Origin of the sequence: Pseudomonas sp. NPDC087690 (assembly GCF_044743175.1) — a bacterium.
Classification (GTDB): Bacteria; Pseudomonadota; Gammaproteobacteria; order Pseudomonadales; family Pseudomonadaceae; genus Aquipseudomonas.
The window spans coordinates 50075-72787 of the sequence record NZ_JBIUVX010000010.1 but is presented as its reverse complement, the minus strand read 5'-3'; the positions used below and the strand labels follow the sequence as shown (position 1 = coordinate 72787).

At 59.8% G+C, this 22713-nt stretch carries 22 protein-coding genes; 7 read left to right on the top strand and 15 right to left on the bottom strand.

Annotated features, from left to right (window positions below):
- The 3 genes from ACIPIZ_RS13490 to ACIPIZ_RS13480 are packed head-to-tail and all read right to left on the bottom strand — an operon-like array spanning nucleotide 1 to nucleotide 3568.
- Nucleotides 1–1272, bottom strand: coding sequence for a dihydrolipoamide acetyltransferase family protein (locus ACIPIZ_RS13490; RefSeq protein ID WP_150648391.1), 1272 nt, complete (start codon nucleotides 1270–1272; stop codon nucleotides 1–3).
- Nucleotides 1273–2331, bottom strand: coding sequence for an alpha-ketoacid dehydrogenase subunit beta (locus tag ACIPIZ_RS13485; RefSeq protein WP_064390582.1), 1059 nt, complete (start codon nucleotides 2329–2331; stop codon nucleotides 1273–1275).
- 1 nt (nucleotide 2332) lies between these two features.
- A complete protein-coding gene (locus ACIPIZ_RS13480) occupies nucleotides 2333–3568 on the bottom strand; it encodes a 3-methyl-2-oxobutanoate dehydrogenase (2-methylpropanoyl-transferring) subunit alpha (RefSeq protein WP_064120886.1) in 1236 nt (411 codons plus the stop codon).
- Nucleotides 3569–3753: 185 nt separating this feature from the next.
- On the opposite strand from ACIPIZ_RS13480, the gene bkdR reads away from it, so the two are divergent.
- Nucleotides 3754–4242 (top strand): Bkd operon transcriptional regulator BkdR, encoded by a 489-nt coding sequence (bkdR, locus tag ACIPIZ_RS13475; RefSeq protein ID WP_008059350.1) that lies wholly within the window; start codon nucleotides 3754–3756, stop codon nucleotides 4240–4242.
- An 87-nt stretch (nucleotides 4243–4329) separates the two neighbouring features.
- Here bkdR and ACIPIZ_RS13470 read toward each other — a convergent pair whose 3' ends face one another.
- Nucleotides 4330–5193: an MBL fold metallo-hydrolase gene (locus ACIPIZ_RS13470; protein WP_401165670.1), complete on the bottom strand. Its 864-nt coding sequence runs from the start codon at nucleotides 5191–5193 to the stop codon at nucleotides 4330–4332.
- Nucleotides 5194–5284: 91 nt separating this feature from the next.
- Between ACIPIZ_RS13470 and ACIPIZ_RS13465 the strand changes: the two genes are divergently transcribed.
- The 3 genes from ACIPIZ_RS13465 to ACIPIZ_RS13455 all read left to right on the top strand — a co-directional run bounded on the left by ACIPIZ_RS13465 (nucleotide 5285) and on the right by ACIPIZ_RS13455 (nucleotide 7850).
- A complete protein-coding gene (locus ACIPIZ_RS13465; RefSeq protein WP_016775194.1) occupies nucleotides 5285–5626 on the top strand; it encodes a helix-turn-helix transcriptional regulator in 342 nt (113 codons plus the stop codon).
- A 169-nt stretch (nucleotides 5627–5795) separates the two neighbouring features.
- Complete coding sequence (locus ACIPIZ_RS13460) at nucleotides 5796–7040, top strand: FAD-dependent oxidoreductase (RefSeq protein ID WP_401165667.1); 1245 nt, start codon at nucleotides 5796–5798, stop codon at nucleotides 7038–7040.
- Between the two features lie 9 nt (nucleotides 7041–7049).
- Nucleotides 7050–7850 carry a sulfite exporter TauE/SafE family protein gene (locus tag ACIPIZ_RS13455; protein ID WP_105708747.1) on the top strand — a complete coding sequence of 267 codons (801 nt, stop codon included), beginning with the start codon at nucleotides 7050–7052 and terminating at the stop codon, nucleotides 7848–7850.
- A gap of 116 nt (nucleotides 7851–7966) precedes the next feature.
- On the opposite strand, the gene ACIPIZ_RS13450 is transcribed toward ACIPIZ_RS13455, so the two are convergent.
- From ACIPIZ_RS13450 to ACIPIZ_RS13420, 7 genes are all read right to left on the bottom strand, one after another.
- Entirely contained in the window at nucleotides 7967–9247 is a 1281-nt protein-coding gene (locus ACIPIZ_RS13450; protein WP_064390576.1) for a TRAP transporter large permease, read from the bottom strand.
- A complete protein-coding gene (locus ACIPIZ_RS13445) occupies nucleotides 9247–9774 on the bottom strand; it encodes a TRAP transporter small permease (RefSeq protein ID WP_105708748.1) in 528 nt (175 codons plus the stop codon). Before ACIPIZ_RS13445 ends, ACIPIZ_RS13450 begins: the two co-directional genes overlap by 1 nt.
- Nucleotides 9775–9849: 75 nt before the next feature.
- Nucleotides 9850–10821 (bottom strand): TRAP transporter substrate-binding protein, encoded by a 972-nt coding sequence (locus ACIPIZ_RS13440; protein WP_064390574.1) that lies wholly within the window; start codon nucleotides 10819–10821, stop codon nucleotides 9850–9852.
- 60 nt (nucleotides 10822–10881) lie between these two features.
- Nucleotides 10882–11775: an SMP-30/gluconolactonase/LRE family protein gene (locus ACIPIZ_RS13435; protein WP_401165664.1), complete on the bottom strand. Its 894-nt coding sequence runs from the start codon at nucleotides 11773–11775 to the stop codon at nucleotides 10882–10884.
- Between the two features lie 30 nt (nucleotides 11776–11805).
- Nucleotides 11806–12630 carry an NAD(P)-dependent oxidoreductase gene (locus ACIPIZ_RS13430; RefSeq protein ID WP_105708750.1) on the bottom strand — a complete coding sequence of 275 codons (825 nt, stop codon included), beginning with the start codon at nucleotides 12628–12630 and terminating at the stop codon, nucleotides 11806–11808.
- A gap of 200 nt (nucleotides 12631–12830) precedes the next feature.
- Nucleotides 12831–12980 carry a hypothetical protein gene (locus tag ACIPIZ_RS13425; protein WP_162531853.1) on the bottom strand — a complete coding sequence of 50 codons (150 nt, stop codon included), beginning with the start codon at nucleotides 12978–12980 and terminating at the stop codon, nucleotides 12831–12833.
- Between the two features lie 65 nt (nucleotides 12981–13045).
- Nucleotides 13046–14332: an OprD family porin gene (locus ACIPIZ_RS13420; RefSeq protein WP_064390571.1), complete on the bottom strand. Its 1287-nt coding sequence runs from the start codon at nucleotides 14330–14332 to the stop codon at nucleotides 13046–13048.
- Between the two features lie 316 nt (nucleotides 14333–14648).
- Between ACIPIZ_RS13420 and ACIPIZ_RS13415 the strand changes: the two genes are divergently transcribed.
- Together ACIPIZ_RS13415 and ACIPIZ_RS13410 are read left to right on the top strand one after the other, a co-directional pair.
- Complete coding sequence (locus ACIPIZ_RS13415; RefSeq protein ID WP_064390570.1) at nucleotides 14649–16304, top strand: MFS transporter; 1656 nt, start codon at nucleotides 14649–14651, stop codon at nucleotides 16302–16304.
- Nucleotides 16301–17443 (top strand): HlyD family secretion protein, encoded by a 1143-nt coding sequence (locus ACIPIZ_RS13410; protein ID WP_064390569.1) that lies wholly within the window; start codon nucleotides 16301–16303, stop codon nucleotides 17441–17443. Before ACIPIZ_RS13415 ends, ACIPIZ_RS13410 begins: the two co-directional genes overlap by 4 nt.
- Nucleotides 17444–17558: 115 nt before the next feature.
- On the opposite strand, the gene copD is transcribed toward ACIPIZ_RS13410, so the two are convergent.
- Both copD and copC read right to left on the bottom strand, forming a co-directional pair.
- A complete protein-coding gene (gene copD / locus ACIPIZ_RS13405; protein ID WP_401165660.1) occupies nucleotides 17559–18416 on the bottom strand; it encodes a copper homeostasis membrane protein CopD in 858 nt (285 codons plus the stop codon).
- Between the two features lie 3 nt (nucleotides 18417–18419).
- Nucleotides 18420–18782 carry a copper homeostasis periplasmic binding protein CopC gene (gene copC, locus ACIPIZ_RS13400; protein ID WP_122660788.1) on the bottom strand — a complete coding sequence of 121 codons (363 nt, stop codon included), beginning with the start codon at nucleotides 18780–18782 and terminating at the stop codon, nucleotides 18420–18422.
- Between the two features lie 138 nt (nucleotides 18783–18920).
- Between copC and ACIPIZ_RS13395 the strand changes: the two genes are divergently transcribed.
- Nucleotides 18921–19541 carry a TetR/AcrR family transcriptional regulator gene (locus tag ACIPIZ_RS13395; protein WP_038365564.1) on the top strand — a complete coding sequence of 207 codons (621 nt, stop codon included), beginning with the start codon at nucleotides 18921–18923 and terminating at the stop codon, nucleotides 19539–19541.
- 444 nt (nucleotides 19542–19985) lie between these two features.
- Here ACIPIZ_RS13395 and preA read toward each other — a convergent pair whose 3' ends face one another.
- On the bottom strand, nucleotides 19986–21260 hold the full coding sequence (gene preA, locus ACIPIZ_RS13390) for an NAD-dependent dihydropyrimidine dehydrogenase subunit PreA (protein WP_223027691.1): 1275 nt from the start codon (nucleotides 21258–21260) through the stop codon (nucleotides 19986–19988).
- The gene (locus tag ACIPIZ_RS13385) at nucleotides 21261–22628 is read right to left on the bottom strand and encodes an NAD(P)-dependent oxidoreductase (RefSeq protein ID WP_401165658.1); all 1368 of its coding nucleotides are present in this window, start codon (nucleotides 22626–22628) and stop codon (nucleotides 21261–21263) included. It abuts the gene before it with no gap.
- Nucleotides 22629–22713: the final 85 nt, after the last annotated feature.

The following is a 22713-nucleotide window of genomic DNA, read 5'->3' as shown; positions in this document are numbered from 1 at the left end:
TTACTCCACAAACAAAGTGGCAGGTTGTTCGATCAGGCCGCGAATGGCCTGGATGAAGAGTGCCGCGTCCATGCCGTCGACCACGCGGTGATCGAACGAGCTGGAGAGGTTCATCATCTTGCGGATCACCACCTGGCCTTTGACGACCATCGGCCGTTCGACGATTTTGTTGACGCCGACAATCGCCACTTCCGGCAGATTCAGCACCGGCGTGCTGACGATGCCGCCCAGTGCACCGAGGCTGGTCAGGGTGATGGTCGAGCCGGACAGCTCATCGCGACTGGCCTTGCCATTGCGTGCGGCGCTGGCCAAACGGGAAATCTCGGCGGCGCTGTCCCACAGGCTGCGCGCCTCGGCGTGACGCACCACCGGCACCATCAGGCCGACATCGCTTTGCGTGGCGACGCCGACATGCACCGCGCCGAGGCGGGTGATGACTTGGGCTTCGTCGTCGTAACGGGCGTTCATTTGCGGGAAGTCGCGCAGGGCGACGACCAAAGCGCGGACGAGGAACGGCAGCAAGGTCAACTTGCCACGGCTGGCGCCGTGTTTTTCGTTCAGGTGTGTGCGCAATTCTTCAATCGCAGTGACGTCGATTTCTTCGACATAACTGAAGTGCGCGGCACGCTGGGTAGCGTCCTGCATGCGCTGGGCGATCTTGCGGCGCATGCCGATGACTTGAATCTGTTCTTCGTCGTTGCGCTGGGCGTAAGCAGCGGCCACCGGCGCCGAGGCGTTCGACTGACCTTGCGCCAGATAGGCTTCAAGGTCTTCGTGCAACACCCGACCGGCCGGGCCGGAACCGCGCACCAGACGCAACTGAATACCCAGATCCAGCGCATGTTTGCGCACGGCCGGCGAGGCGAGCGGACGTTCGTCTGCTTCGCGGGCAACCATCGGGCCTTGGCAAACCGCAGCCGGACGCAACGCGGCTGGAGCAGGTTTGCTCTCAACAACGGTTTCAACTTTCGGCGCAACCAATGCTTCTTTAGCCGGCGCAGGTGCGGCGGACTCTTTCAGATTACCGGCACCTTCAACCTCAATGCTGATCAGCACACTGCCAACCGCCATCACTTCACCCGGCTGGCCGCCGAGGGCAATCACTTTGCCGTGCACCGGCGAGGGAATATCGACCATCGCCTTGTCGGTCATCACGTCTGCCAGCACCTGATCTTCAACGACCAGATCGCCCACTTTGACGTGCCACTGCGACAGTTCTACTTCTGCGATGCCTTCGCCGATGTCCGGCATCTTGATAACGTGCGTGCCCATTCAGACCTCCATAACCCGTTTCAACGCCGCGCCCACTCGGGACGGCCCTGGGAAATACGCCCACTCTTGCGCGTGCGGGTAGGGGGTGTCCCAACCGGTGACGCGCTCGATCGGCGCTTCCAGGTGATGGAAGCAATGCTCTTGCACCAACGACACCAGTTCGGCGCCGAAACCGCAGGTGCGGGTGGCTTCGTGAACCACCACGCAGCGGCCGGTTTTCTTCACCGACTTGACGATGGTGTCCAGGTCCAGCGGCCACAGGCTGCGCAGGTCGATGACTTCAGCGTCGACACCGGATTCTTCGGCAGCGACTTGCGAGACGTACACGGTGGTGCCGTAAGTCAGCACGGTCACGTCCTTGCCCGGCCGCGTGATCGCGGCAACGTCCAGCGGCACGGTGTAGTAACCGTCCGGAACCTGCGCTTGCGGGTGTTTCGACCACGGCGTTACCGGGCGGTCGTGGTGGCCGTCGAACGGGCCGTTGTACAGGCGTTTCGGCTCAAGAAAGATCACCGGGTCATCGTTTTCGATGGAGGCGATCAGCAGGCCTTTGGCGTCATACGGGTTGGATGGCATCACGGTGCGCAAGCCGCACACCTGAGTGAACATCGCCTCGATGCTCTGGCTGTGGGTCTGACCGCCATAGATGCCGCCACCGCAAGGCATGCGCAGGGTCATTGGCGCGGTGAACTCGCCGGCCGAGCGATAGCGCAGGCGCGCCGCTTCGGAAATGATCTGGTCGGAAGCCGGGTAGACGTAGTCGGCGAACTGAATCTCGGCGACCGGACGCAAACCGTAGGCGCCCATGCCGACGGCCACACCGACGATGCCGCTTTCCGAGATTGGTGCGTCGAACACCCGCGAGGTGCCGTACTTGGTCTGCAGGCCTTCGGTGCAACGGAACACGCCGCCGAAATAGCCGACGTCCTGACCGAACACCACCACGTTGTCATCACGCTCAAGCATCACATCCATGGCCGAGCGCAGGGCCTGGATCATGGTCATGGTGGTCGTGGTCATGGCGGTTTCCAACTGAATATTGTTGTTGTGGTCGTTCATGTCAGATCCCCAACTGCTGACGCTGGCGCTTCAAGTGCTCCGGCATCTCTTTGTAGACGTCTTCGAACATGGTCGCGGCGCTTGGAATCTGGCCACCGGCGAGGGTGCCGTACTGTTCGGCCTGTTTCTGCGCGGCAATCACTTCGGCTTCGAGTTCGGCGCTGACGGCGGTGTGTTCTTCTTCCGACCAGTGACCGACCTTGATCAGGTGCTGTTTCAGGCGCGCAATCGGGTCGCCGAGCGGGAAGTGGCTCCAATCATCGGCCGGACGATATTTCGACGGATCGTCGGAGGTCGAGTGCGGGCCGGCGCGGTAGGTGACCCATTCGATCATGGTCGGGCCGAGGTTGCGGCGGGCGCGTTCGGCAGCCCAGGCGGATGCCGCGTAAACCGCGTAGAAATCGTTGCCGTCAACGCGCAGCGAAGCGATGCCGCAGCCGACGCCGCGTCCGGCGAAGGTGGTGGCTTCACCACCAGCGATAGCCTGGAAGGTCGAAATCGCCCATTGGTTGTTGACTACGTTGAGGATCACCGGCGCGCGATAAACGTGAGCGAAGGTGAGGGCGGTGTGGAAGTCCGATTCGGCGGTAGCGCCGTCGCCGATCCACGCCGAGGCGATTTTGGTGTCGCCCTTGATTGCCGAGGCCATGCCCCAGCCCACGCCCTGAATGAACTGCGTGGCGAGGTTGCCGGAAATGGTAAAGAAACCGGCGTCCTTGACCGAATACATGATCGGCAACTGACGGCCCTTGAGCGGATCGCGCTCGTTGGACAGCAGTTGGCAGATCAGGTCGACCAGTGGCACTTCGCGGGCCATCAGAATGCTTTGCTGACGGTAGGTCGGGAAGCACATGTCGTCGATGTTCAGGGCCAGGGCCTGAGCGCTGCCGATGGCTTCTTCGCCAAGGCTCTGCATGTAGAACGACATTTTCTTCTGACGCTGGGCGACCACCATGCGGTTGTCGTAGATGCGCGTCTTGAGCATGGCGCGCATGCCTTTACGGAGGATCTCGACCGGCACGTTCTCAGCCCATGGGCCGAGGGCGTTGCCCTGATCGTCAAGCACGCGAATCAGCCCACGCGCCAGGTCGGCGGTGTCGGCAGGTTCTACATCGACGGGAGGTTTGCGCACCGTACCGGCATCGGTCAGATGCAGGTAGGAAAAATCGGTTTTGCAGCCTGGACGGCCCGAGGGTTCAGGGACGTGCAGACGCAGCGGTTCATACGCTTGGGTCATGGCTTCTACGCTCGATCTTGTGAATTTCTTGTAGTGAGCTGGCAGTCATTCTTCGGTAGAAGAAATCTTGTCCTACAACAATCATAGGCCCGGGCAAGAAGAATATTTATCTCTGTTTCGTTGCGCTGGAGACGATTTGCAGATAGAAATTCTGCATAAACATAAAAAACAGGTGGTTTTGTCTCATGCGCAAACTGGACCGTACCGATATCGGCATTCTCAACAGCCTTCAGGAGAACGCGCGCATTACCAACGCCGACCTCGCGCGCTCGGTGAATCTGTCGCCGACACCATGCTTCAACCGGGTCAAGGCGATGGAAGAATTGGGGCTGATTCGCGAGCAGGTCACGCTGCTGGATGCCGACCTGCTGGGGCTGCACGTCAACGTGTTCATTCACGTCAGCCTGGAAAAGCAGGTCGAGGAAGCGCTGCAGCATTTTGAGGAAGCGATTTCCGATCGCCCCGAGGTGATGGAGTGCTACCTGATGGCCGGCGACCCGGATTACCTCATCCGGGTCCTGGTACCGACGATTCAGTCGCTCGAACGCTTCATGATGGACTTCCTGACCAAAGTCCCGGGTGTGGCGAACATCCGTTCCAGCTTTGCGCTGAAGCAGGTGAGATACAAAACTGCATTGCCGCTGCCGGCAAACGGTTTGACGTTGGGGACGTGAAGATCAAAAGATCGCAGCCTGCGGCAGCTCCTATAGGGAAAACGCGTTCCAACTGTAGGAGCTGCCGCAGGCTGCGATCTTTTGACGTTAAAGCTTGTTGATCGGGATTTTCAGATAAACCACGCCGTTGTCTTCCGCCGCCGGCAGATTCCCCGCGCGCACATTGACCTGAATCGCCGGCAGCAGCAGCGTCGGCATACCCAGCCCGGCATCTCGCTTGGTGCGCATTTCGACAAACGCTGCCTCATCGATCCCGTCATGCACATGAATATTGCTTTTGCGCTGCTCGCCGACCGTGGTCTGGCACTGCGAGGCGCGACCCTCGGGCGGATAATCGTGGCAAACGTAGAGTTTTACGCTGGCGGGGAAGGCCAGCAGTTTGTGGATCGAGGCAAACAGCTGATGGGCATTGCCGCCGGGAAAGTCGCAGCGCGCCGTGCCGACATCGGGCATGAACAGCGTGTCACCGACCAGAATCTGCTCGCCATCGATCAAATAAGCCATGTCCGCCGGAGTGTGGCCGGGGACGTGCAGAGCGGTGGCTTTAAGGTTGCCGATGCGGAACGACTCGTTCGGCGCGAACAGGTGGTCGAACTGCGAGCCGTCGACGCAAAACTCCGGCTCCAGATTGAACAGCGCCTTGAACACGTGCTGCACTTTGCTGATCGATTCACCAATGGCGATCTTGCCACCCAGTTCCCGGCGCAGATAGGGCGCGGCGGACAGGTGATCGGCATGCGCGTGGGTTTCCAGCAACCACTGCACCTGCAGATTGTGTGCGCGAACGAAGGCGATGATCTTGTCGGCCTGGGCGGTGCAGGTACGTCCGGCGGCACCGTCGTAGTCGAGTACCGGATCGACGATTGCACATTGCCCGCCGTCGGCTTCATAGACCACATAGCTGTAGGTCGAGGAGGCGGAGTCGAGGAAAGCTTCAATCTGTGCGGACATGGACACCAACCTGAACATGGAAAATGGGTTGCAACACTTTATCTAAAAACATAATGTTCGCAGCTTAAGTGACGTTGAAGGCATCGTGCAAATGCAATCCAGTCTGACCGAATGTGAAGTCGCGCAACTGCGTGCCTCGGCCTCCAAGGCCTGCGCGCTGCTCAAGGCCTTGGCCAATGAAGATCGCTTGCTGATCCTCTGTCAACTGACCCAGGGCGAACGCAATGTCGGCGAACTGGAGAAAATGACCGGTGTGCGCCAGCCGACCCTGTCTCAGCAATTGGGCATCCTGCGTGATGAAGGGCTGGTCGCGACCCGGCGTGAGGGCAAGTACATTTTCTACGGGCTCGCCAGTCACGAAGTGATTCAAGTGATGAAGACCCTGTCGGGGCTTTATTGCGGTGCCGTCCTCAAAAGCTGGGAACAGCCATAAATGCCAGCCTTCACACCATCCCCCCTGTAGGAGTGAGCCTGCTCGCGATAGCGGTGGGTCAGCCAACATATTTATCGACTGATACACCGCTATCGCGAGCAGGCTCACTCCTACAATGGATCTGTGTGATGGCTGACGAAATCCTTGCGTGCAGCAAAAGGAACAAGCAATGAACGATCAACACTGGGGCCCATCCATCAGTGCGGACATCGTGGTCATCGGCGGTGGTACGGCCGGCATCGGTTTTGTCGCCAGTCTGCTCAAGCGTGATCCAGGGCTGAGTATCACGGTCATCGAGCCGAGTACTCACCATTACTACCAACCGGCGTGGACGCTGGTCGGCGGTGGCGCCTATGACGTGAAAAACACCGCCAGACCGATGAGCAAGGTCATGCCCCGGCAAGCGAACTGGTTACAAGCGGCGGTCACCGCGATCGACCCGGACCAGCGCCTGCTCACCCTCAACGATCAGCGCACCGTCAGCTATCAAAACCTGATCGTCTGCCCCGGCCTGCGTCTGGCCTGGGAGAAAATCGAAGGTTTGCAGGAAAGCCTCGGCCACCACGGCGTCACCTCCAACTACAGCTATCAACACGCGCAATACACTTGGGATCAGGTGCAGAAACTGCGCGGCGGCAAAGCCCTGTTCACCCAGCCGGCGATGCCGATCAAATGCGCCGGCGCGCCGCAAAAGGCGTTGTATCTGTCCTGTGATCACTGGCGCAAAGCCGCTGTGCTGAACAACATCAATGTCGAATTCAATCTGGCCGGCGCCGCGCTGTTTGGGGTGGCGACGTTCGTGCCGCCACTGATGAAGTACATCGAGAAATACAACGCGCAACTGGCGTTCAATTCGAACCTGGTCAAGGTTGACGGCCCGGCGAAAACCGCGTGGTTCGAGATCAAGGATGCCGACGGCAACCTCACTCGCGTGGCGAAAATCTTCGACCTGCTGCACGTGGTGCCACCGCAGGTTTCGCCCGACTTCATCGCGCAAAGTCCGCTGGCCGACGCAGCCGGCTGGTGCGAAGTCAACCCGCACAGCCTGCAACATCCGCGTTATCCCGAGGTGTTCGCACTCGGTGATATCTGCGGTACCAGCAATGCGAAAACCGCCGCAGCGGTGCGCAAACAAGTGGTCGTGGTCGCGGAAAACCTGCTGGCCCTGCGTCAGCAATTACCGCTGCCGCTGAAGTACGACGGCTACGGCTCGTGCCCGCTGACAGTGGAGAAGGGCAAGGTGATCCTCGCCGAGTTCGGTTACGCCGGCAAGTTGCTGCCGACCTTCCCGATGGACCCGACCGTGGCGCGGCGTTCCGCGTGGTTTCTCAAGGCGACGCTGCTGCCGTGGTTCTACTGGAACGGCATGCTCAAAGGCCGCGAGTGGCTGACAGGTCTGTCAAAGGTCGACTGAGAAAACCCTATGTTGCTGGCAAGTCTGTTTGGTGTGGTGATGGGATTGCTCCTCGGTTTGACCGGGGCCGGCGGTGGGATTCTTGCGGTGCCGGCACTGGTGCTCGGCCTTGGCTGGACGATGACGCAAGCCGCGCCGGTGGCGTTGTTTGCGGTGGGCAGTGCGGCGGCGGTCGGCGCTATCGACGGCCTGCGTCATGGTCTGGTGCGCTATCGCGCGGCGTTGTTGATTGCGGCGTTGGGCGCAGTGTTTTCGCCGTTGGGGATCTACTTCGCGCATCAGTTGCCGGAGAAGATTCTGATGATTCTGTTCAGTCTGCTGATGGTCATGGTGGCTTGGCGCATGCTGCGCCGCGAGCGTCAGCAGGAAGGGCCGAGTGATCACGGTCACGCCAGTTGGGGTCAGAAGAATTGCATGCTCAATGAAGAAACCGGGCGCTTTGACTGGACGGCCAAATGCACCGCGACCCTGGCGGCTTTGGGCGCGATCACCGGGGTTGTTTCCGGATTGCTCGGTGTCGGTGGCGGCTTTTTGATTGTACCGGCGTTCAAGCAACTGACCGATGTGCAAATGCGCGGGATTGTTGCGACGTCATTGATGGTGATCAGCCTGATTTCGGCGATTGGCGTGATCGGATCGTTTCACGCCGGTGTGCGAATCGACGGGCAGGGCGCGGCGTTCATCGTCGCCAGCATTGTCGGCATGATCATCGGCCGCAAGCTCTGTGCACGGGTGCCGGCGCGGGCGTTGCAGGTGGGGTTTGCCAGTGTCTGTCTGGTGGTGGCGGGGTATATGTTGTTGCGGGCGTGAGTATTGGAAGATCAAAAGATCGTCCGATCGCGGCCCGAGCCTTCGGCAGCTCCTACAGGGATTGCGTTTCCCTGTAGGAGCTGTCGAGTGAAACGAGGCTGCGATCTTTCAGGTTGTTACAACACCAGATGCGGCAACCACAGCGAAAGTGCCGGCACGTAAGTCACCAACATCAACACCAGGAACAGCACGGCATAGAACGGCAGCAGCGCTTTCACGGTGCTCTCGATACTGACCTTGCCCACCGCTGAACCGACAAACAGCACCGCACCCACCGGCGGCGTTATCAGTCCGATCCCCAGATTCACCAGCATGATCATGCCGAACTGCACCGGGTCCACACCGATGCCGAGAATCACCGGCATCAGGATCGGCGTCAGGATCAGGATCAGTGGCGCCATGTCCATCACCGTGCCGAGCAACAGCAGCATGACGTTGATGCACATCAGGATCACGTAGCGGTTGTCCGACAGGGTCAGGAACAGCGTGGTGATTTTCGCCGGGATCTGCATCAGGGTCATGATGTAGCCGAAGCTCGCGGCGAAACCGATCAGGATCATCACGATCGAAATCGTCCGCACCGTGCGGTGCATCAGTTTCGGCAGCTCGCGCCACTTGTAGTCGCGATAGATGAACATGGTGACGAAGAATGCCCAGAGCACGGCGATCGCCGCCGACTCGGTCGCGGTGAAGATACCGGACAGGATGCCGCCGAGGATGATCACCATCGCCATCAGGCCCCAGAGGGCTTCGCCGACGATTTTCAACGCCTGGCGCATCGGGATCACTTCACCCTTGGGATAATCGCGCTTTCTCGCGAAAATCAGACACAGCACCATCAGGCAGGCGCTCATCAGCAAGCCCGGCACGATGCCCGCCATGAACAGCGAGGCAATCGAAACCGTGCCACCGGCGGCCAGGGAGTAAAGCACCGAGTTATGGCTGGGCGGGGTCAGCAGGGCTTGCACCGAACCGCTGACGGTCACGGCGGTGGAGAAGTCCCGTGGGTAGCCCTTGCGTTCCATTTCCGGAATCAGCACCGAACCCACCGACGCCGTGTCGGCCACCGACGAACCGGAGATCGCGCCGAAAAAGGTCGACGCGACGATGTTGACCAGCGACAGACCGCCGCGGACAAAACCCACCAGCACCCCGGCACACGCCACCAATCGACGGGACATGCCACCCTCGGCCATGATCGCACCGGCGAGTACGAAGAACGGAATGGCCAGCAGCGAGAATTTGTTCACCCCCGAAGCGACCTGGATCATCACCGCCTGGAACGGAATGTCGATCCACCATGCACCGATCAGCGCGGCGGCGCCCAGCGCGTAGGCGACTGGCATACCGATCAGGATCAATACGATAAAACTGCCCAGCAGTATCAGAGCGTCCATTAAGCGGCACCTTCACTTTCTTCAACCAGGTCGAACTGCACGACGCGTCGTTTGCTCTGGTCACCGAGCAAGAGTTTTTCCACAACGAAAATCAGCGTGAGCAAACCGCCCAGTGGAATCGGCAAATAGGTCACGCCAACCCGCAGGTCGGGCAGGGCGGCCATGAACTGGTTCCAGGTGGACATGCACAGCTTGGCGCCCCAGATCGTCATGAAAATGCAGATCGCCGCCATGAGTAACTGGGAAAAAATCGCCGCTGCGGATTTCAGTTGCGGCGGCATGCGGTCGGTGAGCATCGCCACCGCCATGTGCGCGCCAGCGCGATAACTGGCGGCAGCACCGATAAAAGTGAACACCATCATCAGCAGAATCGCTGTGGGTTCCGGCCAGCTCGAGCCGGTGCCCAGGACGTAGCGGGCAAACACGCCCCAAGGGATCATCAGGGAAATCGCCAGGACGGAAAGGCCGGCGACCCAGATGCACGTCATGTAAATCTTGTCGTTGATACGCAGCAGCAAATTCTTCATCGGGTTCCACCGTAACCGGACGCGCCTCAAACATCGGGCGCGTCGGGCCTTTTCATGAGTATGGAGTGGGAGGCGTTACTGAACGGCTTCGATCTTTTTGATCAGATCGGCATACGGCGCGCCGTATTTCTCCCGAACCGAGGCGGTGGCGTCGTAGAAGGGTTTCTTGTCGACGGTGATGAATTCGACGCCGGCAGCCTTGAGTTTTTCTTCGCTGGCAGCGGATTTCTTGTCCCACAGCACGCGTTCTTCAGCCTGGGCAGCCTTGGCGGCTGTTTTGACTAGCGCCTGTTGATCCGGGGTGAGTTTTTCCCAAGTGATTTTCGACATCACGATCGGCTCGGGCAGGATCAGGTGACCGGTCAGGCTATAGAATTTGGCGTTCTGGAAGTGGTTGTGTTCAAGCAGGGTCGGCGGGTTGTTTTCCGCGCCATCGATCACGCCGGTCTGCAGGGCGCTGAAGATCTCGCCGGTGTCCATGGCGATGCCGTTACCGCCCATGGCGTTCATCATGTCGATGAACATCGGGTTGCCCTGGACACGGATTTTCATGCCCTTGAGGTCTTCGAGTTTGCGTACCGGTTTCTTGGTGTAAATGCTGCGTGTGCCGCCGTCCATCCACGCCAGGGCCACCAGGCCGAATTCGGAGTTGGTGATTTTGCCGAGGATTTCGTCGCCTACCGGGCCATCGATGACGTCACGCATGTGTTTCTGGTCGCGGAAGATGAACGGCATGTTGAACACGTTCACGTCCGGCACTACTGGGCCGACGATACCCAGGCTGACGCGCGACAGCTGCACCGCGCCGACCTGCATCTGCTCGATGACTTCCTTTTCCGAACCGAGCACACCGCCGGGGAAGTACTTGAAGGTCAGCTCGCCGTTGGATTCTTTGGTCAGGGTCTTGCCCATGCTTTCTTCGGCTACGACGGTCGGGTAACCGGCGGGGTGAATGTCAGCGAATTTGAGTTCCAGCGCCTGAGCGGCACCGGCAAAGGTGAACATCAGTGGAAGTGCAGCGGCGAGCAAGGTGCGTTTGAAGTTCATGGGGGTGAGTCTCCAGTCTTGTTATTGTTGTGTTCAAGGCGCAGCGGTGCAGCAGAGGGTTTAAAGCCAATCGTTGAACAAGGGTTCCGGAAGGCCTTTGACGCCTGGCTTCAAGGCGAACACGCCGCCGGCCAGAGATTGCGGATCGTGGTCATCGCCGGGACGGATCGAGGCGACGAACAAGGTGTCCATCCCGCTGCCACCGAAGGCGCACATGGTGGGTTTTTTCACCGGTACGGGCAGCGAGTAGTCAAGGCGCCCATCCGGCGTGAAGCGATGGACGAGGCCGGCGTCGTTGGCGCAGATCCAGTAGCAACCTTCGGCGTCCACGGCGGCGCCATCGGGGCGACCGGGGAAATTGTTCATGTCGACGAAGACGCGTCGGTTCGACGGTGTGCCAGTGTCCGTGTCGTAATCGAACGCCCAGATCAGTTGCACGTCGGGATGCGAATCGGACAGGTACATCGTCTTGCCGTCGGGGCTGAAACCGAGGCCGTTGGGCACGATGAAGCCGTCGAGTTGCGCTTCGACCACCCCAGACTGCCCGGCGCCGTAACGATAGAGCCGGCCTTCGGGAGCATTCAGGCCCATGTTCAACACCATGCTGCCAGCCCAGAACCGGCCCTGACGGTCGCAGCGACCATCGTTCAGACGCATGTCTTGGCGGCTGTGCTCGACGCTGGCCAACAACTCACTGTCGAGGCTGCCGTCGCTGTGCGGGTGCAGATGGAAGAATCCGCTTTCCATGCCGGCCACCCAGCCGCCACGGCTATGGCGGGCAATGCAGGCGAGCATTTGCGGGGCTTTCCAGGCATGCACATGCCCAGTGTCGGCGCTCCAGCGTTGCAGGCCGCCGTTGGGAATATCGACCCAGTACAGCGCATTTTCCTCTGCCACCCACACCGGGCTTTCGCCGACGGCGTTGCGGGCATCGACGATCAATTCGGCTTGCATACTCATTCCTTTGCGTCGTTGTCAGGGTGATCAGTCGCCGAACGGACCTGCCGCGACAAACGCGCCGCCCTGATAGATCCGCGCCGGGTCATCGGCGGCCGGCATCGGTTGCGCTTCGACTTTTTCACGGAACACTTCCGAGCTGTCCTTCGCTTCAAAACCGAGGTGGCTGGCGAAGCGGTTGTCCCACCAGACGTCCTTGTTGTCGGACATGCCGTAGACAATCGTGTGACCGACGTTCGGCGTGTACAGCGAGTGTTCGAGCAATTGCGTGAGGTCGTCGAAGCTCAGCCAGGTGTGCATCATTCGACGGTTTTGCGGCTCGGGGAACGAGGAGCCGATGCGGATGCTGACGGTCTCGATGCCGTAGCGATCGAAGTAGAAACTGGCCATGTCTTCGCCGTAAGACTTGGACAATCCGTAGTAGCCATCGGGGCGGCGGGCGGAGCTGGCATCGAGCGGCTCGTCCTGTTTATAGAAGCCGATCACATGGTTGGAGCTGGCGAAGATCACCCGCTTCACGCCATGTCGGCGCGCGGCTTCATAGATGTGAAAGACGCCGCAAATGTTAGCGCCGAGGATTTCTTCGAACGGGCGCTCAACGGAGACGCCACCAAAGTGCAGGATTGCATCGACGCCTTCGACCAATTGGTGCACGGCGTGTTTGTCGGCGAGGTCGCAGACGACGATTTCTTCGCGCTCATCGCTAGCCGGAGCGAGGGCGGCGATGTCGGACAGACGCAGCACATTGGCATAAGGGCGCAGGCGTTCGCGCAGAACTTTGCCCAGGCCACCGGCAGCGCCGGTCAGCAGCAGGCGATTGAATGGAGCGCGGGGAGTAGAGGTAGACGTCATGGCAATCCCTGGACATATTGTTATTAGGGTTGTTGTAGGTTGTCGTATGACTGCGCTGAAGTATCGGTAGGGTTTCCGGAACTTGTCAACGCGACTTTTGGTGTAGATGACGGAAGGCCCGGTTGTCTTTTCGATCACCACCGTTCCGTATTTGCAATGCAATCCCATGTGGGAGCGAGCCTGCTCGCGAAAGCGGTGTGTCAATCAACATCAATGGTGAATCTGCCGCCGCCATCGCTGGCAAGCCAGCTCCCACAGGTATCAGCGTTGTTTTCAATTACTGCATTCACCACAAAATCCTGTGGGAGCTGGCTTGCCAGCGATGAGGCCGGTCCAGGCAACACTTGCATCGACTGACACGCCGCCTTCGCGAGCAGGCTCGCTCCCACAGGGAAACTCGGTGTGGCGACTGGCTTTACAACAACGAAATCGGATAACTGATAAAGATCCGGTTCTCATCGAACTCGTTGGTGCTGAAGTCCCGGCGAATCGTTGCGTTACGCCATTTCACGTTGAGATTCTTCAGCGGCCCGCTCTGCACGGTGTAGGCCAGTTCCGACTCGCGGCCCCATTCCTTGCCGTCAGTAATTGTTCCGGTGTGCACGTTATCGCCGCTGATGTAGCGGTTCATCAGCGTCAGGCCGGGAACGCCGAGGGCGACGAAGTTGTAGTCGTGACGCAACTGCCACGAGCGTTCCTTGGCGTTGTCGTAACTGGCGTTGTAACTGTCGTTGGCGAGGGTGCCGCCGCTGGTGCCGTTGACCCGCATCCACGCGTCGTCGCCGCTGAGTTTTTGCAGGCCGACGTAGAAGGTGTTGCCACCGTATTTGGCCGAAAGCAGGGCGAACGCGGTCTTGTTGTCGAGGTCGCCGGCCTGGGCGCTGCCGTCTTCCTTGCCGGTGAAGAAACCGAGGTTGGCGCCCAGGGTCCAGTCGCCCAACGGCTGGCTGTGGCTGAGGTTGAAATACTGCTGTTGGTAGATGTCGCTGAGTTCGGCGTACCACACGCCGACCAGGGTGCGCTTGTCGTTGAAGGTGTATTCGCCGCCGCCGAAGTTGAAGCGGTCTGATGTGAACGCGCCGCGGCCGTTCATCGACATGTCTTCCATGCTCGCGTCGTTGCGTGGACTGTTGCCGCGGAACTGACCGCCGTAGACGCTCAGGCCATTGATCTCGGTGGAGGTGATCTGGCCGCCGCGAAAGGTCTGCGGCAGGGAGCGGCCATCGTCGGAGCGCAGGATCGGCAGCACCGGCATCCATTCGCCAACCTTCAATTCTGTCTTCGAGACCTTGGCTTTCAACGCCACGCCGAGGCGGCCGAAATTATCCGCCGGACGCCCGTCATCGTGGATCGGCAACAGTTGCGTGCCGCCGGTGCCTTTGCCGCCATCAAGCTTTTGCGAATACATCCCCAGCACATCGAGACCGAAACCGACGGTGCCTTGGGTGAAGCCGGATTTGGCGTCGAGGATGAAGTTCTGCGTCCACTCTTCGGCCTTGCCTTGGGCATTGGCCGGGTTGACGAAGTTGCGGTTGAAGTAGGCGTTGCGCAGGTTCAGCGTGGCTTTGCTGTCTTCGAGAAAGCCTTCGGCATCGGCGCTCATCGGTAGGGCGAGGGCCAGGCTGCTGCAGCCGATCAGGCTCAGGGTGGAGCGGTTGGAGAAGCGAGTTGGGCGGACGGAATTGCGGACAAGTGTGCTCACTGTGACGCTCCCTGTTTCGTTTGTTGTTTTTATTATTTGTCATACGTCGTCGTACAACATGGGTGCGGATATTTCCTAGGTTTTGCGGGAATGTCAACAGCAAGTTATACGATGACTTGCCGTCGCGACGCAGATCACTTTGTAGGAGCTGCGGCACGCTGCGATCTTTTGATCTGGCTTTTTAAAAAAAACAGGATCAAAAGATCGCAGCCTCGTTTCACTCGACAGCTCCTACAAGGATCTGTGTTGTCCATGGGATGTGTGTTGCCGGTGAATTTGCGGCAAACTTCACCCACGTTCCGTACAAGGCCTTTCCATGGATCAATACGCCCCGCGCAACTGGCAGCCCCACGAAAAGCCCAGTCTGCCCGGTTCCCCCTCGACGCCGTTGCACTCCAATCCCAAGCGCCTGGCCTATGCGCTGGTCGGTGTGCTGGTGGCATTGACCGGTGGTTTGGGTAATTCGCTGGTGGTCGCCAACCTGACGTATCTGCAGGGCGCCCTCGGCGCAACCACCGCAGAAATGGCCTGGCTGCCGGCGGCGTATGTGATGACCAACGTGTCGATGAACCTGCTGTTGGTGAAGTTTCGCCAGCAGTTCGGTTTGCGCGCATTCACTGAAGTGTTCCTGGTGCTGTATGCGCTGGTGACCTTCGGCCATCTGTTCGTCAACGATCTGAATTCCGCCGTCGCAGTGCGTGCGGCGCACGGCATGGTGGGCGCGGCGCTGAGTTCGCTGGGCCTGTATTACATGGTCCAGGCATTCCCGGCGAAGTGGCGGATGAAGGCGCTGGTGCTGGGTCTTGGCACCTCGCAACTGGCGTTGCCGCTGGCGCGCTTGTTCTCCGAAGACTTGTTGCAGATTGCCGAATGGCGTGGCTTGTACCTGTTCGAATTGGGCATGGCGCTGCTGTCGCTCGGTTGCGTGTTGATGCTCAAGTTGCCGCCGGGCGATCGTTTCAAAACCTTCGAAAAACTCGATTTTCTGACCTTCGCGATTCTCGCTACGGGCGTGGCGTTGTTGTGCGCGGTGCTGTCGCTGGGGCGGATTGACTGGTGGCTGGAGGCGGACTGGATCGGTGTTGCCCTGGCTTCGTCCATCGCGCTGATTCTCGCCGGCCTGGCCATCGAACATAACCGTAGCAACCCGATGCTGATGACCCGTTGGCTTGGCAGCGGAACGATGATCCGCCTGGCACTGGCGGTGACCCTGATTCGTATGGTCACCTCGGAGCAGTCCACCGGGGCGGTGGGCTTCATGCAAAACCTGAACATGGGCTACGAGCAGTTGCACAGCCTGTACGTGGTCATGCTGATTGGCAGCGTCGCGGGGCTGTTGACCAGTGCACTGACGATCGACCCCAAACACCTGTTGATGCCGTTGATCATCTCCTTGGGTCTGATGGCCACCGGGTCGGTGATGGACAGTTTTTCCAACAACCTGACCCGCCCGCAGAACCTGTATTTCAGCCAGTTCCTGCTGGCCTTCGGCAGCACGTTTTTCCTCGGCCCGACCATGGTTCTCGGCACGCGCAACGTGCTGACCAATCCGCGTAACCTGGTGAGTTTTTCCGTGCTGTTCGGGATCTGCAATAACCTTGGCGGCCTGCTTGGCGCAGCGCTTCTGGGAACTTTCCAGATCGTCCGGGAAAAATTTCATTCCAGTCAAATCGTTGAGCATCTGACGCTGTCTGACCCTTTAGTGGCAGCACGCGTGCAGAGCGGCGGCTCGGCGTACGGTTCGCTGTTGGCCGATCCGAGCCTGCGCAATCTCGCGGGTATTCGCACCCTGTCCAATGCCGCTACCCGTGAGGCCAACGTGCTGGCCTATAACGACGTGTTCATGCTGATCGCCGTGATTGCGGTGCTGACCATGATCTGGCTGTCCATTCGTGCGCTGTGGCTGATGAGCACCACCAAAGCCGTCGCCCCTGCGCCATCCACACCTTCGAGCGGTGCCACTTCTTCATGACCGAACCGACCACCACGACCACCAATGCCATTGCCGCGACGCCCGAGGGTGTGGCGCCGCCGTCATCGCCGAACACCGAGCCACGCTCGCTGCGAGTGCGGATCATCTCTTCGCTGGGCTTCGCCGCGATTGCCATCGTTGGCGTGCTGATCGTGCTTTATGCCTGGCAATTGCCGCCGTTCAGCAGCGCGGTCGAGACCACGGAAAACGCACTGGTGCGCGGGCAGGTAACGATCATCGGCCCGCAGCTCGCCGGCTATGTCTATGAAGTGCCGGTGCAGGATTTCCAGTACGTGAAGGCCGGGGATTTGCTGGTGCGTCTGGACGACCGCATCTATCAGCAGCGCCTCGATCAGTCGTTGGCGCAATTGGCGGTGCAAAAGGCTTCCCTGGCCAACGTGGTGCAGCAACGCAACAGCGCCGAGGCGACGATAAAATTGCGTCAGGCGGTGCAGGCCGACAGCGAAGCGCAATTGCGCAAAAGCGAGGCCGATCTGCGCCGAAATCAGGAATTGGTGCGCGACGGTTCAGTGTCCAAGCGTGAGATGGATGTGGCACTCGCAGCCAATGCGCAAAGCATTGCGGCGGTGGCGCAAGCCAAGGCCAATCTGGAAATCGCCCGGCAGGATCTGCAAACGGTGATCGTCAATCGCGGCTCGCTGGAAGCGGCGGTGGCCAGCGCCGAAGCGGCGGTGCAACTGGCGCGGATCGATCTGTCGAACACGCGCATCGTCGCCCCGCGTGACGGTCAGCTCGGGCAGATCGGCGTGCGCCTTGGCGCCTACGTCAACTCCGGGGCGCAGTTGATGGCGTTGGTGCCAAACCAGAAGTGGGTGATCGCCAACATGAAGGAAACCCAGATGGATAACGTGCGGGTCGGGCAACCGGTGCGCTTCACCGTCGATGCGTTGAACCACCGTAAATTCACCGGGCATGTGCAGCATATTTCGCCGGGCACGGGGTCTGAATTTGCCTTGTTGCAGGCGGATAACGCCACCGGCAACTTTGTGAAAATTGCTCAGCGGGTGCCGGTGCGGATCACTATTGATCCTGATCAGCAGGAAGAGGAACGGTTGCGGCCGGGGATGTCGGTGGTGGTCAGCATCGATACCGCAGCGGGCAACACCCAGCCCCACTGACCCAATGCATAACCTTGTGGGAGCGAGCCTGCTCGCGAAAGCGTCGTATCAGTCACATTTCTTTATCTGACACACCGCTTTCGCGAGCAGGCTCGCTCCCACATTTGAACTGTGTTTATCCAGCGGTCATCGGGGGCAGGGTGCCGAGTAGCGAGACGGCGGCTACGGCGCCAATGCCGAGCAACCATTCAAGCATCACGCTGCGTCGCAGGGTGCCCATTCGTTGTTCGCAGTCATCGATGCGCAAGCGGTTGAACAATGCCAACCCGAGCATCGCCAGCACAATCATTGCCTTGATCAGCAGAATCAGCGCAAACCCACTGAACAACGGCGTCGGCCACCACTGGCCGGTCAACACGCGCACGTTGATCAAACCGGTGATCAGCAGCCCGGCGACCAGCGCATAACCGACCCCGCTGAAACGCCGCAAAATCGCCGGCATCGGCTCCGTCGGCTGACGCAGAATCAGCACCAGCAACAACAGTCCGCCGAGCCACGCGGCCACGCAGGTCAGATGCACGATCTGGTTGAGAATCAGCAATTGCCCACTCAGCCCGTTGAGCATCGCCCCATGCCCGACCGGTGCCAGGGTCGCCAGCAGCAACGCGCTCAAGCCCAATCGCAATGGCGTGCTTGAACGCCAAGGTGTGAACAGCAACGCCAACAGCACAGCATTGATCAGCAGATGCCAACGCCACACCTGACCAAAAAACGTGTGGCCCAGCACCAGCGAAACTGTGTCCGGATCAAACGCCGCCGCTGCCGAACCGGCCATGCTCGCGGTGATCAACAGCGCCCAGGCAATCCCGCTGAGCAGCGCCACAGCGGCCAGCCAACGCGCCAGTAGCGCCAGGTGCCGATCCACTTGCGGCGCTTCATCCTTGAGCAGCAACGGCCTGAACAGCCAGGCCCCGAACAGCATCAACACCACGATGAAATGCACAAAGCGGCACAGCACCAGCGCTTCACTCATGAATTACTGGCCAACCTTGAACTGATAAGCGCCTTCGCTTTTGTGCGTATCGACCGACACCGCGTGCCATTCGACTTTGTATTCGCCAGCGCTCAGCGGTGCGGCCGGGGTGACGATCAGGGTTTTCTTGTCGCCTTCGGTGGTCAGCGGCTTGATCGCGACCGGCGCGCCATCCTTGGTCACGGTGACTTTGGTGAAACTGGCCTCGACACCTTCGGAAAAGGTCAGGCGCAAATCGGCCGGGGCGGCGACGGTGCTGTCGGCGGCCGGGGTCTGGCTTTTCAGGTGAGCGTGGGCGAATACCGAGGATGCGGCGAACAGCGAAGCGAGCAGGGCAGTGGTGGTCAAGACGTTCTTGAACAGCATCGTAGATACCTCTGAGACAGGATCGAAGAGCCTCAGTTTAGCCATCCAGCCGCGTCAGTACGAAGTTTTGTTTACAGCGTTAGCCCGCGCACCAGAGCGGATGCTAGTCTTGGGCAACGCTGTTGTCAGGGAGCCCTCATGGGCAATCACAAGATCGAGATTCGTCGCAGTAACGTCGAAAAAATCCTCCTGGCGGCGGAGAAAGTCTTCGCTGAAAAAGGTTTCGGTGGCACCGCCATGGCCGACATAGCGGCCGAGGTGCAGTTGCCGCGTTCCAATTTGCATTACTACTTCAGCACCAAGAGCGAGCTGTACAGCGCGGTGCTGTTCGACTTGCTGGAAGTGTGGAAACAGGACGCGCTGTGCTTCGAGATGTTCGACGACCCGCGCGTGGTGCTCAGCAGTTACATCCGCGCCAAGATGAACCACTCGCGCAGCCGCCCGTACGGCTCGAAAGTCTGGGCCAACGAAATCATCCACGGCGCGCCGACCTTGGGCGAAGCGCTGGATGTCAGCCTGTATGACTGGGCGAAGATGAAGGAGGCGAAGATTCGGCAGTGGGTCGAGGACAAGCGGATTCTGCCGGTGGAGCCTTCGAGTTTGCTGTACATGATCTGGGCGTCGACACAGCATTACGCCGACTTTGATCATCAGGTGAATATTCTCAACGAGCATCAGCCGCTGTCGGACATGCAGTTTGAGCGGGCGGTGCAGACGGTGACGAGTGTGATCTTGCGTGGGATCGGACTGGAACCCTAGAAGCAGACCCTCACCCCAGCCCTCTCCCGGAGGGAGAGGGAGCCGATCGAGGTGTATTTAGAGGTACATCGACCTGAAAAACCGGGTTGATTATGGATTCAAAGCAGTCCTTGCCAGTTCATGCATCGGTTATGGATTCAAAGCAATCCTTGCCTATGAGTCCTATCGATTATGGATTCAAAGCAATCCTTGCCTGTGAGTCCTGTCGATTATGGATTCAAATCAATCCTTGCCTATGAGTCCTATCGATTATGGATTCAAAGCAATCCTTGCCTATGAGTCCTGTCGATTATGGATTCAAAGCAATCCTTGCCTATGAGTCCTGTCGATTATGGATTCACAGCAGCACTATCAGGTCGGCGGAGTTTCGCAGCATCCCCCAATCAGTCCCCTCTCCCTTTGGGAGAGGGTTAGGGTGAGGGTCTTTCAGGATCAGCCCCCGATTCAGACCGCAACGTGATATGGATTGCGCGGATCATGATTCCAGTCCAGAAACGGCTTGCCAGTCTCCATCGGCACCATCTCGATACAGTCCGCCACCGGGCAGGTGATCTGGCACAAATTGCAGCCCACACACTCGTCATCAATCACTTCATATTTATGCGTGCCGTCCGCCTGCTTCAGACTACCGATCGCCTGGTGTGACGTGTCCTCGCAAGCAATGTGGCAGCGCCCGCAACCAATGCACGCGTCCTGATCAATCTTGGCGATCACCTGATAGTTGATGTCGAGGTACTTCCAGTCCGTGGTATTGCCCACCGCACGCCCGGAAAACTCAGCAATATTGGCGTAACCCTGACTGTCCATCCACCGCGACAACCCGTCCTTCATCTCCTCGACAATCCGGAAACCATGCAGCATTGCCGCCGTGCACACCTGCACCGCACCGCTGCCCAGCGCCATGAACTCCGCCGCATCACGCCAACTGCCGATGCCGCCAATCCCACAGATCGGCAAGCCTTGAGTCTGCGGATCGCGGGCAATCTCGGCGACCATGTTCAGCGCAATCGGCTTCACCGCCGAGCCGCAATAACCGCCATGCGTGCTTTTGCTGCCGACGGTGGGCAGGGCGACCATGTGTTCCAGGTCGACGCTGGTGATCGAGTTGATCGTATTGATCAGCGACACCGCATCGGCGCCGCCGCGATGCGCCGCCCGGGCCGCGACACGAATATCCGTGATGTTCGGCGTCAGTTTGACGATCACCGGCAGCGAGCAATAGGTCTTGCACCAGCGCGTGACTTGTTCGACGTACTCCGGCACCTGACCGACCGCCGCACCCATGCCACGTTCGGGCATGCCGTGCGGGCAACCGAAGTTCAGCTCGATACCGTCAGCGCCGGTGGCTTCCACCAGCGGCAGGATGTGTTTCCACGACTCCTCGACGCACGGCACCATCAGCGACACGATCAACGCGCGATCCGGCCAGTCCTTCTTCACCTGAGTGATTTCACGCAAGTTGATTTCCAGCGAACGGTCAGTGATCAGCTCGATGTTATTGATGCCGAGCACTTCGCGGTTATTGCCGTAATGCGCTGAGTAGCGCGAGGAGACGTTGACCGCCGCCGGATCCTCACCGAGGGTTTTCCAGACCACGCCACCCCAGCCTGCTTCAAAGGCGCGGACGACGTTGTAGGCTTTGTCAGTAGGTGGCGCGGAGGCCAGCCAGAACGGGTTCGGCGCCTTGATGCCAGCGAAGACTATCGAGAGATCGGCCATTTACGCAGCCTCCACGTTGAGCATCAGTTGCGCGTTGATCGCCTCGGCGGCGAGTTTGCCGTGCTGTACGGCTTGCACGGTGAGGTCTTGATCGAGGCTGGTGCAATCGCCGCCGGCATACACGCCGGGGACGCTGGTGCGCAGGTTTTCATCGACGTAGATGCGTTCACCCTGACGCTTGAGCTCACGGGCCAATGGGTCAGCGAGGGCGCTGCCATCGAACGCCTGGCCGATGGCTTTGAAGATGGCATCAGCGGCCAGTTCGAAGGTCTCCCCGGTGGTTTGCAGGCGACCGTCGACCAGATCGGTACGAGCGAAACGCATGCCGCGCACCTGGCCCTGAGCGTCGAGCAGCACCTCTTCCGGTTGCGCCCAGGTCAGCAGGCGCACTTGGTTGGCTTTGGCGATGTCTTGTTCATGGCCGGTGGCGCCCATGTCCGCCGCGCCACGGCGATACACCAGATTCACATCACGGGCGCCGAGGCGGGCCATTTGCACGGCCATGTCGATCGCCGTGTTACCGGCGCCGAGGACGATGCAACGCTCGGCCAGCGGCAGTTGCGTGAGGTCATCGGCCTGACGCAGTTCGCGGATGTAATCGGTGGCAGCGAGCAGACCCGGCGCATCTTCGTGTGCCAGGCCGAGTTGTTTGCTGGCATTGAGGCCGAGGCCGAGGAACACCGCGTCGAACTGCTGATGCAGTTCGCTGAGGGTCAGATTCTCGCCAAGCTTCTGCCCGTGGCGGATTTCGATGCCGCCGATTTGCAGGAGGAAATCCAGTTCCTTCTGCGCGTAGTCGTCGACCAGTTTGTACTTGGCGATCCCGTATTCATTGAGGCCGCCGGCTTTTTCCCGCGCCTCGAAAATCACCACGTCATGACCGTGCATGGCGCTACGGTGCGCACAGGACAAACCGGCAGGACCGGCACCGACCACGGCAATGCGTTTACCGCTGGCGGCGGCACGCTGGAACGGGTGCTCGGTGAAGTTTGCGTTGTCGACGGCATAGCGCTGCAGCAGGCCGATCAACACTGGCGCGCATTCGTGGGCGTTGTTGCGCACGCAGGCTTGCTGACAGAGGATTTCGGTCGGACAGACTCGTGCGCAACTGCCGCCGAGGATGTTGGCCGAAAGGATTTTCTGCGCAGCGCCGGGGACGTTGTCCTGATGGATATTGCGGATGAACGAGGGAATATCGATCTCGCTCGGGCACGCATTCACGCACGGTGCGTCGTAGCAATACAGGCAGCGCGAGGCTTCCAGATGCGCTTGCCGATCGTTGAGCGGTGGCGCCAGATCAGTGAAATGCCCGGCGAGGGCGGCCGCACTTTCGTGCGGGTGGGGGAGATGGTTCAGGGTCTCGATCACGGTTTATGGCCTCACGGTTATTTGAGGTGCTGCCTCTGATGGGCATTGGTTTTTTTGTGTTGCCTGGACTGGCGCCATCGCGAGC

Coding starts and splice junctions, on each gene's coding strand:
- ACIPIZ_RS13435 (WP_401165664.1), bottom strand. CDS start 11,775: ATGCAAGCCGAATTGATCGTCGATGCCCGCAACGCCGTCGGCGAAAGC.
- ACIPIZ_RS13460 (WP_401165667.1), top strand. CDS start 5,796: ATGAACGATCAACACTGGGGCCCATCCATCAGTGCGGACATCGTGGTC.
- ACIPIZ_RS13490 (WP_150648391.1), bottom strand. CDS start 1,272: ATGGGCACGCACGTTATCAAGATGCCGGACATCGGCGAAGGCATCGCA.
- ACIPIZ_RS13480 (WP_064120886.1), bottom strand. CDS start 3,568: ATGACCCAAGCGTATGAACCGCTGCGTCTGCACGTCCCTGAACCCTCG.
- copD (WP_401165660.1), bottom strand. CDS start 18,416: ATGAGTGAAGCGCTGGTGCTGTGCCGCTTTGTGCATTTCATCGTGGTG.
- ACIPIZ_RS13430 (WP_105708750.1), bottom strand. CDS start 12,630: ATGACGTCTACCTCTACTCCCCGCGCTCCATTCAATCGCCTGCTGCTG.
- bkdR (WP_008059350.1), top strand. CDS start 3,754: ATGCGCAAACTGGACCGTACCGATATCGGCATTCTCAACAGCCTTCAG.
- ACIPIZ_RS13465 (WP_016775194.1), top strand. CDS start 5,285: ATGCAATCCAGTCTGACCGAATGTGAAGTCGCGCAACTGCGTGCCTCG.
- ACIPIZ_RS13450 (WP_064390576.1), bottom strand. CDS start 9,247: ATGGACGCTCTGATACTGCTGGGCAGTTTTATCGTATTGATCCTGATC.
- ACIPIZ_RS13410 (WP_064390569.1), top strand. CDS start 16,301: ATGACCGAACCGACCACCACGACCACCAATGCCATTGCCGCGACGCCC.
- ACIPIZ_RS13415 (WP_064390570.1), top strand. CDS start 14,649: ATGGATCAATACGCCCCGCGCAACTGGCAGCCCCACGAAAAGCCCAGT.
- ACIPIZ_RS13485 (WP_064390582.1), bottom strand. CDS start 2,331: ATGAACGACCACAACAACAATATTCAGTTGGAAACCGCCATGACCACG.
- ACIPIZ_RS13395 (WP_038365564.1), top strand. CDS start 18,921: ATGGGCAATCACAAGATCGAGATTCGTCGCAGTAACGTCGAAAAAATC.
- preA (WP_223027691.1), bottom strand. CDS start 21,260: ATGGCCGATCTCTCGATAGTCTTCGCTGGCATCAAGGCGCCGAACCCG.
- ACIPIZ_RS13445 (WP_105708748.1), bottom strand. CDS start 9,774: ATGAAGAATTTGCTGCTGCGTATCAACGACAAGATTTACATGACGTGC.
- ACIPIZ_RS13440 (WP_064390574.1), bottom strand. CDS start 10,821: ATGAACTTCAAACGCACCTTGCTCGCCGCTGCACTTCCACTGATGTTC.
- ACIPIZ_RS13470 (WP_401165670.1), bottom strand. CDS start 5,193: ATGTCCGCACAGATTGAAGCTTTCCTCGACTCCGCCTCCTCGACCTAC.
- copC (WP_122660788.1), bottom strand. CDS start 18,782: ATGCTGTTCAAGAACGTCTTGACCACCACTGCCCTGCTCGCTTCGCTG.
- ACIPIZ_RS13455 (WP_105708747.1), top strand. CDS start 7,050: ATGTTGCTGGCAAGTCTGTTTGGTGTGGTGATGGGATTGCTCCTCGGT.
- ACIPIZ_RS13425 (WP_162531853.1), bottom strand. CDS start 12,980: ATGCAAGTGTTGCCTGGACCGGCCTCATCGCTGGCAAGCCAGCTCCCA.